At 68.0% G+C, this 8,688-nt stretch carries 9 protein-coding genes and 1 pseudogene; 1 reads left to right on the forward strand and 9 read right to left on the reverse strand.

The window, feature by feature from the left end:
- The 9 genes from ELR45_RS37155 to ELR45_RS34775 form a co-directional block, all read right to left on the reverse strand.
- Positions 1 to 352: TetR/AcrR family transcriptional regulator (locus ELR45_RS37155; RefSeq protein ID WP_205856185.1), on the reverse strand; the 352-nt coding region annotated here is incomplete at its 3' end.
- Positions 353 to 390: 38 nt separating this feature from the next.
- The gene (locus tag ELR45_RS07295) at positions 391 to 843 is read right to left on the reverse strand and encodes a DUF6463 family protein (RefSeq protein ID WP_129664702.1); all 453 of its coding nucleotides are present in this window, start codon (positions 841 to 843) and stop codon (positions 391 to 393) included.
- 214 nt (positions 844 to 1,057) lie between these two features.
- Positions 1,058 to 1,849, reverse strand: a complete 792-nt coding sequence (locus tag ELR45_RS07300) for an SDR family NAD(P)-dependent oxidoreductase (protein ID WP_240759257.1) — start codon at positions 1,847 to 1,849, stop codon at positions 1,058 to 1,060.
- A 64-nt stretch (positions 1,850 to 1,913) separates the two neighbouring features.
- Positions 1,914 to 3,023 carry an alcohol dehydrogenase catalytic domain-containing protein gene (locus ELR45_RS07305; RefSeq protein ID WP_205856186.1) on the reverse strand — a complete coding sequence of 370 codons (1,110 nt, stop codon included), beginning with the start codon at positions 3,021 to 3,023 and terminating at the stop codon, positions 1,914 to 1,916.
- Positions 3,020 to 4,348 carry a cellulase-like family protein gene (locus ELR45_RS07310; protein ID WP_129664706.1) on the reverse strand — a complete coding sequence of 443 codons (1,329 nt, stop codon included), beginning with the start codon at positions 4,346 to 4,348 and terminating at the stop codon, positions 3,020 to 3,022. The genes ELR45_RS07305 and ELR45_RS07310 overlap by 4 nt, the downstream gene beginning before the upstream one ends.
- Before the next feature lie 142 nt (positions 4,349 to 4,490).
- Positions 4,491 to 5,375: a carbohydrate ABC transporter permease gene (locus ELR45_RS07315; protein ID WP_205856187.1), complete on the reverse strand. Its 885-nt coding sequence runs from the start codon at positions 5,373 to 5,375 to the stop codon at positions 4,491 to 4,493.
- Positions 5,376 to 5,471: 96 nt separating this feature from the next.
- On the reverse strand, positions 5,472 to 6,401 hold the full coding sequence (locus ELR45_RS07320; RefSeq protein WP_129664708.1) for a carbohydrate ABC transporter permease: 930 nt from the start codon (positions 6,399 to 6,401) through the stop codon (positions 5,472 to 5,474).
- Positions 6,402 to 6,404: 3 nt separating this feature from the next.
- Positions 6,405 to 7,724, reverse strand: a complete 1,320-nt coding sequence (locus ELR45_RS07325) for an ABC transporter substrate-binding protein (RefSeq protein WP_129664710.1) — start codon at positions 7,722 to 7,724, stop codon at positions 6,405 to 6,407.
- 291 nt (positions 7,725 to 8,015) lie between these two features.
- On the reverse strand, positions 8,016 to 8,165 hold the full coding sequence (locus tag ELR45_RS34775) for a hypothetical protein (RefSeq protein WP_165367563.1): 150 nt from the start codon (positions 8,163 to 8,165) through the stop codon (positions 8,016 to 8,018).
- On the opposite strand from ELR45_RS34775, the pseudogene ELR45_RS40525 reads away from it, so the two are divergent.
- Positions 8,149 to 8,688 (forward strand): annotated as a pseudogene (locus ELR45_RS40525) (galactonate dehydratase); the annotation flags it as partial. The gene ELR45_RS34775 and the pseudogene ELR45_RS40525 overlap by 17 nt on opposite strands.

Raw genomic sequence — 8,688 nt, forward strand, 5'->3', positions numbered from 1 at the left:
CGACTCGGAGCACCTGCAGGACCGCCGCGACGTCGCGACGGCAGTAGATGGCATGCAGCCGGGCGAGAGTGAGGAGTTTCTCGGCGGGGTCGCCCCCTTGCGTCAGGACATGGCCCACCTGGTCCTCCCAGGTCTGGTCGACCCACTCGACCACGGCAAGCGCCAAGTCTTCTTTGCCGGAAAACTGATGGTAGAGGGCGCCACGGCTGTAACCCGCCTGCCGGGCTACGTCCTCAAGCGACAGGCGAGCGTAGCCGTTCTGGGAGATGCCCTGGGCGGCGGCCTCGAGGATGGCGTTGCGGCTCTGAGCGCGTCGGTCGGCTTGGGTTCGCCGTTCTTGCTTGGTGGTCATGCCCGTCCAGGTCTAAGGCGTACCTACGTGCACGCATCCTATCGGCTGGGCACGGACTGCGGCGCGCGGTCACCCAGGACGATGAAGGCGCCGGCCAGGGCGATCGCCCAGATCGGAGAAGCCGGAAGAACGATACCCGCGGACACGGCGTAGAACAGCAGAATCCAGCCGAGCCACGCCGGAACTCGAGAGCCCCGGCGCGCCGACCAGACGATGTAGGCACCGAGCGCGAGCAGCGGAACCCCAAAGCTGCCCATGGTCACCCAGAACGCCTCGGAGCGCTGGAGTCCTTCGAACGTCGAAGCTCGGTCGAGGGTGAACGTGTTCCACCATTGTTCGCCGGCAACCCGCTGCCATATGTCCCGGTAGTCGATCGGCGCGACAACGACGTGAACGGCGCCGAAGCCGGCCACGATCCAGCCGCCAACCTGACTGAGTATCGCCCGTCGTTTGGTTCGGGGCGCTGTCGTCGAGCGAGTTTTGGTGAGCATGTTACAAACATACGCGTATGTATGTATATTGTAAAGCCGAGGCCCGATCCCTTCGCCACCTATGGGAGGGCGACCCGTGTCATGCGGCCGCTGTGACCAGCTGATCGACCTCGCCGACAAGCTCGGCCGGCAACTGGGTCAAGAGCCCCACAACCAGACTCGCGAGCCGCCAGCACTAACCCCAAGCACTACAAAATGTGTCGCGCACCCGGGTTCAGGCAGAGTCCTTGGTGATCAGCCAGCCACCATCGACGACGACGCTCGTCCCGGTGACGTACGCGGCGTCGGCTGAGGCGAGGAACGCGACCACCGACGCCACCTCGGACGGGTCACCGAACCGACCCAGCACGGTCTGCCGGATACTGCGCTCGCGGTCCGGCTCGGACACGCGGTCCCACGCCGGCGACATGATCGGCCCCGGAACCACTGCGTTCACCCGCACCTGGGGCCCGTACTCCACCGCGAGCTGACGCACCAGCGACAGCAGCCCGCCCTTCGACGCCGCGTAGGCCGGATGCCCGGGCAACCCCACCTCTGCGTGCACCGACGAGACGGCGACCGCCGCCGCACCGTGCCGCCATCGCCCGTTGAAGGCACGGAACGCCAGGTACAGGGGGCGGAGGTTGACCGCGAGCTGGCGGTCCCAATGGTCCGGATCGAGCTCATGCGCCGGTGCGACCCGCATCGTGGCCGCGTTGCTGACGAGCGTATCCAGACCGCCGTGCTCTGCCTCGACGTCCCGGGCCAGACGGTCCCAGGTCGCGGGGTCGGCGACGTCGGCGGCGACGACGCTGGTCCGGCCGCCGAGCGTGGTGATCCGGCTGGCGGTGGCCGCAAGCCCTTCCTGGGAGACGTCGAGCAGGATCACATGCGCACCCTCGGCGGCCAGCCGCTCGGCGGATGCCGCGCCGATCCCCGACCCTGCGCCGGTCACCACGGCAACCCGTCCGGCGAGCCGCGCCTGCGTTGTATCCGCGGCTCTCGCCGCGAGCTGATCTTCTGTCACGTGCTGACCCCGTTCAGGTGTGGATCTTCCGTCGCGCGGTCGCTCGACGTGGGTGAGCCGTCGATCATTGTTGGCCCCCGGGCGGGAGGATGCTGACCTTGATCGCCTTGCCCGGCGTGCCGGCCGTCTCGAACGCCTCGTCGAACCGGTCCAGCGGGTACTCATGGGTGACGATGGCGTCGGCGGGCACCTCGCCGGTACTGAGCATCTCGATCGCGGTCGGCCACTGGCCTGGACCGAGGTGCGCACCTCGGATGTCGAGCTCCTTGCCGTCGCCGATCACCGTCCAGTCGGTCGTCACCGGCTGCCCGAACACCCCGTACTCCACGAAGCGGCCGCGCTTGCGCAGCAGCTGGAGTCCCTGTGTGACCCCGGCCGGGTGACCGGTCGCGTCGAGGTAGACGTCGCAGCCAAGCCCGTCGGTCAGCTCCAGGACGGTGGTCTCGACGTCGTCACCGGGCTCCAGCACGACGTCGGCGCCGCATTGTTCGGCGACGGAACGCCGGTGCGGATCGAGGTCGATGGCGACCAGGGCTCGCGGCTGCCGACGGCGGGCACCGAGGACCATGCCGAGGCCGATCGGTCCCGCACCCGCGACCACGACGACGTCGTCGGCGCCGACTTCTCCCCGGTCGACGGCGTGCAGGGAACAGGAGAGCGGCTCGGCGAGCGCCGCATGGCTGGGCGGGAGGCCGGCTGGGAACGCGTGCACGCGAGCGGCGGGTGGTACCAGCATGAACTCGCCCATCGCCCCGGGTGTGCGCTGCCGGAAGCCGAAGATGTCGTGCGGCGCGCACAGCCAGTACTGGCCGGCCTTGCAGTACGCGCATGACTCGCAGGGGACGATCTGCTCGACGGCGACCCGTTCGCCGACGTCCACGCCGTGCCGCCGCCGCGCCTCGTCGTCGAGGGCCGCCACCCGCCCGACGAACTCATGCCCCGGGGTGACCGGCGGCTGGCAGTAGCCGGTCCGTGTCTCGTCGCCCCAGAACATCGGTGCTCCGCCGTAGCATTTGAGGTCGCTGCCGCAGATCCCGACGGCCTCGCTCCGCAGCAGGATCTCGCCTGGGCCGGGCTCTGGCACCGGAACCCGTTCGAGCCGGTAGTCACGCGGCCCGTGACATCTCACCGCGTCCATCTCCGCCATCTGCCCCCTCGCAGGGTTTGCCGTCATGCGTGCCAAGCAGGTTCCGTCGCCGTCGTGCGGAATGTGTCATTGCACGAGATCTGGAGCTCGTCGTCGTGCCACATCGTATGGTGCGGAGCGGCGTTGGAGCAGACCACGGTGCCGCGCGCACCGACCCTGGCGGCAGTCCGCACCGCCAGCCGGCAGTACTCCGCACCGACCGGGCCTTCTTCGAACGACCCTGCCGCCGGGGTGTACCCGACCCAGCCCTCACCGAGGACCAGCGGAACGCCCCGAGACAGCGCGAAGTCCGCTGCCGCCTCAATCCAATCGACCAGATTCCGCTGCATCGAGATCCGGTGCGGGCCGTAGTGGTCGTAGAGCCAGCGGTCGTAGGCGTCGACGTCGCACCAGTCGTGCAGGTAGATCTCCGGTTTCCCGACGATCGTCGCCTGCAGCTTCCAATGGTCCGCCGCGTCCGGCGGCAGCCAGTCGGCGAAGTCCGGTGCGTCCGGGCGCAGGAATGTCGCCCGGATCTCGTCCTGCGGCAGATCCGAGCCGTCGCCGCGCAGCCGGTAGCGCTCCACCATCTCGCCGAGCACACCGTAGATGTAGGGATGGAAGACGGCGACGTCGATGTTGCCCGGGATGCCGCGCAGCTGGCCGACGGGAACCCGCGCATAGTTGACGGTCACCGGCACATCCGGGTGCCGGCGCTTGAACACGTCGATTCCGGCGGTGAGCCGGTCCCGCAGAGCGACGACGGCGGACCGCCCGGCGGCGACGTCGTCCGTGAGGCCGTCAACAGCGAGACCGTCGGTGAGATAGCCGCCCTGGACCTCGTTGTGCAGTTCGACAAAGGCGACCCGGTCGGCGAGATCGTGTTCGTTGAGCAGGTCGATCAGGTCCGCGTGTGCATCGGCGAGCACCGTCGCACGTTTCTCCGGGTCGACCGCCATCAGCGCGTCGAACCAGGCGCGATCCGTCGCGAATGACGAGCTCTGCTGGTATTCCCAGCTGGAGACGATGATGAAGCAGTCGTGCCGTTTCGCCGCCCGGAAGAGCTCCAGCAGGTGCTCGCGGGCGTCGATCGTCGTCGTGGCCTTGACGTCGTACCAGCGGGTGCGCTGTGCGTAGTCGCCGCCGAGCGGCCCGAGCGTCGTCGACGATGTGTCGAGCCCGGAGCGGAACAGCAGAAACGGCATCGCGCAGATCCGCACCGTGTTGTACCCGAGGGCGACGGCGCGGGCGAACGCGGCGTCGAGATCCTCGAACGGCTCGCCCGGCCCGGTGCGGGTGTACCAGGTGAAGTCCCAGAGGGAGATGGTCAACCGGTCCGGTAGGTGGGCGGGTAGTGGCGTGGGCGTGGTCATGTCTTCGGGGTCCTCGGGTAGGGGCTCATCGGGTCACGTAGAGGGCGGGCCCGCGCTTCTTGAGTGTGAGTTGCGTTTGAACCCTTCAGGTGGGCTCCTATCCGACACTCACGCTCAACAAGCGCGTGCATGAGGGCGTGACTCACTTGTTCGCACCTACCAGCAGGCCCGAGACGAAGTGTTTCTGGAACGCGAAGAAGACGATCGCCGTCGGTACCGCGGCGAGCACCGCTCCGGAGGCGACGACGTTCCAGTTGCTGACGAACCCGCCCTGCAGGTTCAGCAGCGCCGCCGTGATCGGGAACTTGTCCTCGGTGCGCAGCACGGTCACCGCCCAGATCAGATCGTTGAAGATCCACGTCGTGGCCAGGGCGGCGAGCGCAGCTAGGGCCGGCCGGGACAGCGGCATGACGATGCGAGCGTAGATTCTGGTCGGCCCGGCACCGTCGACGCGCGCGGCTTCGAAGACTTCAGTCGGGATCGCGCGCATGAATCCGTACAGGACGAACGTGTAGAACCCGAGACCGAATCCGACCTGCACGACGATCAGAGCGAACAGGGAGTCGTAGATCCCGAGTGACTCGGTGATCTTCGCCACCGGGATCAGCAGGATCTGCGGTGGGAGCAGGTTGCCGGCCAGCATGCCCAGCAGGATCGTCCGCCGGAAGGGAATGTGGTAGCGGCTGAGTGCGAACGCCGCCAGGGACGCGAGGAACAGGGTGGTGACGACGCCCACGACCGTGACGAGCGCGCTGTTCGCCAGTGCTCGCCCGATCGAGCCGTCCTGCAACGCCGTGGTGAACCCGTCGAGCGAGAACGACGCCGGCAGCGCGCCCAGGCCGCGGCTGGCGATGTCGTCGAACGTGCGGAACGCGATCAACAGGACGAACGCCATCGGTGCTACCCACAGCAGGGTGAACGGCACCATGACGGCGTGGAACACCCACCCGCGCTTGCGCGGCGCCTGGGTGCGAGCGGGCGACGGCGGGACGGATGCGGTGTCGCCGACCGCGGTCGGTGCGGCCATCCTCAGTCCTCCCCGGTTGTGTCGCTGAGACGAGTGTCCGACCGGTTACTCGGGTCGGCGGGCTGGCGGCGTGGTCGGAACGGTGTGCTCACCTGGTCAGTCCTCCCTGGTCGCCCGGACGAGGTACGTGATGATGAAGCCGATCGCCAGCAGGAAGATGACGACTGCGATCGCCGAGCCGTAGCCCAGGTTCACCAGCGTGAACCCCTGCTGGAACATGTAGGTGCTCAGCAGCTGGCTGCTGTCGTACGGGCCGCCGCGGGTCATCGCCCAGACGATGTCGAAGGTGCGCAGCGAGTCGATCACGGTGACCGCGAAGACCACCGTGTTGACGCCACGCAGCTGGGGAAAGACGACGTAGCGGAAGCGCTGCCATGCCGACGCCCCGTCGACGGCCGCGGCTTCCTCCAGGCTCGGATCGACACCCTTCAGCCCGGCCAGGTAGAGCACCATGATGTAGCCGACCTGTCGCCAGACGGCCGCGACCAGCACCGCGTACAGGGCGGTGTCGGGGTCGGCGAGCCACTGACGACTAACGCCGTCCAGCCCGATGGCCTCGAGCGTGGAGTTAACGGCGCCGTCCGGCTGGTACAGCACGCGCCAGAAGAGCCCGGTGACCACCAGGGAGAACACCATCGGCAGGTAGATCGCGCTGCGGTAAATCCCGACGCCGCGCCGCGGCCGGTTCAGGGTCACCGCCAGCGCCAGCCCGATCAGCACCGACAGCCCACCGAAACCGATGGTCCAGATCACGGTGTTCTTGGCCGCGGTGCGGAAGATGGGGTCGTCGAGTAGGTTGCGGTAGTTGTCCAGGCCGACGTTCTCAGCCGCGCCGACGCCGCTCCACCGGGTGAAGGACAGCGAGAAGCTGTTGATCGCCGGCCAGAACACCCAGGCCAGTTCGATCGCTAAGGGGATGAGCAGGAACAGCCAGACGACGCGTGGTACCCGCCGCACAGCCGCTGCTGGGCGGCGGCGCGGCGGGCCGGTCGTCTCCTGGCCGGACACGGTGGCCGTGGAGGACACGCCTCACCCCTCGAAGACCCGCTCGGCGGCGGACTGCCAATCGGCCAGGATCGCGTCGACGTCGTCCGGGTTGTCGAGGAACCGGGTCAGCGCGGTGTCCGCCGTGGTCTGCAACTCGTCGCTGGAGTCTCGGTTGAAGAACTGGGTGATCTCGTCCGTCTCCTCCAGATGCTGGATGCCCTTCTGCACCAGCGGGGAGAAACCGGACGTGTCGACTTCGGACGACGTCGGCAGGTTGGACGAGCCCGACTCCTCGATGAACTGCTGTTGACTGTCCGGCTGCGCCAGGTGCGACAGCAGCGCCTTCGCGCCCTCCGGCCGGGTGGAGTTCGCCGCCGCGAAGAATCCGTCGGTCGGTGCCTCCTCGCCCACGGGTAGCGACGAGTCGATGATCGGCACCCGGAAGAAGTCGATGTCGTCGACGTCCTCCTCCGGGACAGTCTGGGTGATGAACGCTCCGATCAGGTACATCGCCGCTTCCTTCTGCACCAGCGGTGTCACGGCGTCCTGCCACGAGTAGGACCGCCCGTTGGGGTCGATGAACGGCACGATCTTGGCGTACTCGTCCAATACGGCGCGGACCTCAGAGCTGTCGAAGGAGTGCTCTCCGGCGAGCAGCGCGCGGTGGAACTCCGGCCCGTTGACGCGGAGGTTCAGATAGTCGAACCAGCCCGACGAGACCCACGGAGTCGCTCCGGTGCCCATGGTCAGCGGGGTCACCCCTTGCTGCTGGAGATTCTCGCAGAGAGCCAGGAAGTCGTCCCAGGACTCGGCGGGTTCGACGCCCCACTCCTCGAAGGCGGACTTCCGGTAGAAGATGCCCCACCAGTAGTAGTTGGTGGGCACGAAGATCTGCGTGCCGTCGTCGGCGCTGGAGAGGCTGCGCAGCGCCTCGGAGAAGCCGGCGCACGCGCCGTCGCCTTCCCACAGTTCGGAGAGGTCGAGCAGCAGGCCCTTGGAGGCATAGTCGCGGGCGACCGAGCCGGCGTACCAGGTGAGGACGTCGGGCGGTTCCGACGACGAGAGATACGTGGGCAGCTGCGCGCGGTAGTTCTCGATGGCGACGGTGTTGAGCGTGACGTCGCCCTCGGTGTAGCCGTTGAGGACGCTCTCCAACGCCGCCTTGGGATCGGGATCGGACAGGCTGGACTGCAGGACGACGGGGCCGGACGCGTCGGACGGCGCTTCGGTGGACGAAGTGTCCGCGGTGTCGCCGTCGTCGTCGGACGAACCGCCGCCGACGCAGCCGCTCAGGACGCCGGTCACGCCCAGTGCCGCCGAACCGGCGAGGAATCCGCGCCGCGATATGCGGGACGTGCTCATCTTTTCCTCCCTCGTGCGCCGGCTGTCGGCGCGCCGTCGGATCGCTGAGGCCATGGCGACCGGTCGGTCTGTGCTCGGCGGATGTCGCGTGCACGACTCACGACCTCCGGGCACCAGGGCCGTCGTTCTCCCCGCGAGCCGGGACGCGAACTACGCACCGCCGAACCGCAGGGTACGGATCTGTGTTCCCGACATCTTGGTGTTACACGGCGTCGGTGTCAAGAAATAGTCATATAAAAACTTTAATGCTAGGTTGGCGGGCAACCGTCGCGGTGCGAGAGCCTGCTACTGCTACACCAGCAGAAAGGCCACCTCGACCGCCCGCACGATCACGTGCAGGGCCGCGACGCCGGTACGGACCGGATCGTCGGATCCACGCAGCCGGCACGCCGCGACGGGCGCGCCCGTGAGGAGGAAGAACCGGATGAAGATCGTCGACATCGAGACGTTCGCGGTGCCGCCCCGATGGCTGTTCTGCCGCGTCGCCACTGACGAGGGCGTCGTCGGCTGGGGCGAGCCGATCCTCGAAGGACGCGCCGACACCGTGCGCGCGGCCGTGCACGAGTTGGCCGATTACCTCGTCGGGCAGGATCCGCTGCGCATCGAGGAGCACTGGCAGATCATGTCCAAAGGCGGCTTCTATCGGGGCGGTCCGATTCTGTCCAGTGCCGTGGCCGGCATCGACCAGGCGCTGTGGGATATCGCCGGTCAGGTCTACGGCGCGCCGGTGCATGCGCTGCTCGGCGGCCCGGTACGGGAGCGGGTGCGGATGTACACCTGGGTCGGTGGGGACGAGCCGGCCGAGATCGGCGACGCCGTGGCCGAGAAGGTTGAGCAGGGTTTCACCGCCGTGAAGATGAACGGCAGCGCGGTGATGAGCCGCATCGCCACGGCCGGCGAGATCGACGACGCGCTGGCCAGGCTGCAGGCCGCCCGGGACGCGCTCGGGCCGTCACGGGACGTC

Origin of the sequence: Phytoactinopolyspora endophytica, from assembly GCF_004138495.1 — a bacterium.
GTDB lineage: Bacteria > Actinomycetota > Actinomycetes > Jiangellales > Jiangellaceae > Phytoactinopolyspora > Phytoactinopolyspora endophytica.

Bases quoted from the DNA above. Each gene is read 5' to 3' on its own strand.
- ELR45_RS34775 (WP_165367563.1), bottom strand. From the start codon at position 8,165: ATGTCGACGATCTTCATCCGGTTCTTCCTCCTCACGGGCGCGCCCGTC.
- ELR45_RS07295 (WP_129664702.1), bottom strand. From the start codon at position 843: ATGCTCACCAAAACTCGCTCGACGACAGCGCCCCGAACCAAACGACGG.
- ELR45_RS07310 (WP_129664706.1), bottom strand. From the start codon at position 4,348: ATGACCACGCCCACGCCACTACCCGCCCACCTACCGGACCGGTTGACC.
- ELR45_RS07315 (WP_205856187.1), bottom strand. From the start codon at position 5,375: ATGGCCGCACCGACCGCGGTCGGCGACACCGCATCCGTCCCGCCGTCG.
- ELR45_RS07325 (WP_129664710.1), bottom strand. From the start codon at position 7,724: ATGAGCACGTCCCGCATATCGCGGCGCGGATTCCTCGCCGGTTCGGCG.
- ELR45_RS07305 (WP_205856186.1), bottom strand. From the start codon at position 3,023: ATGACGGCAAACCCTGCGAGGGGGCAGATGGCGGAGATGGACGCGGTG.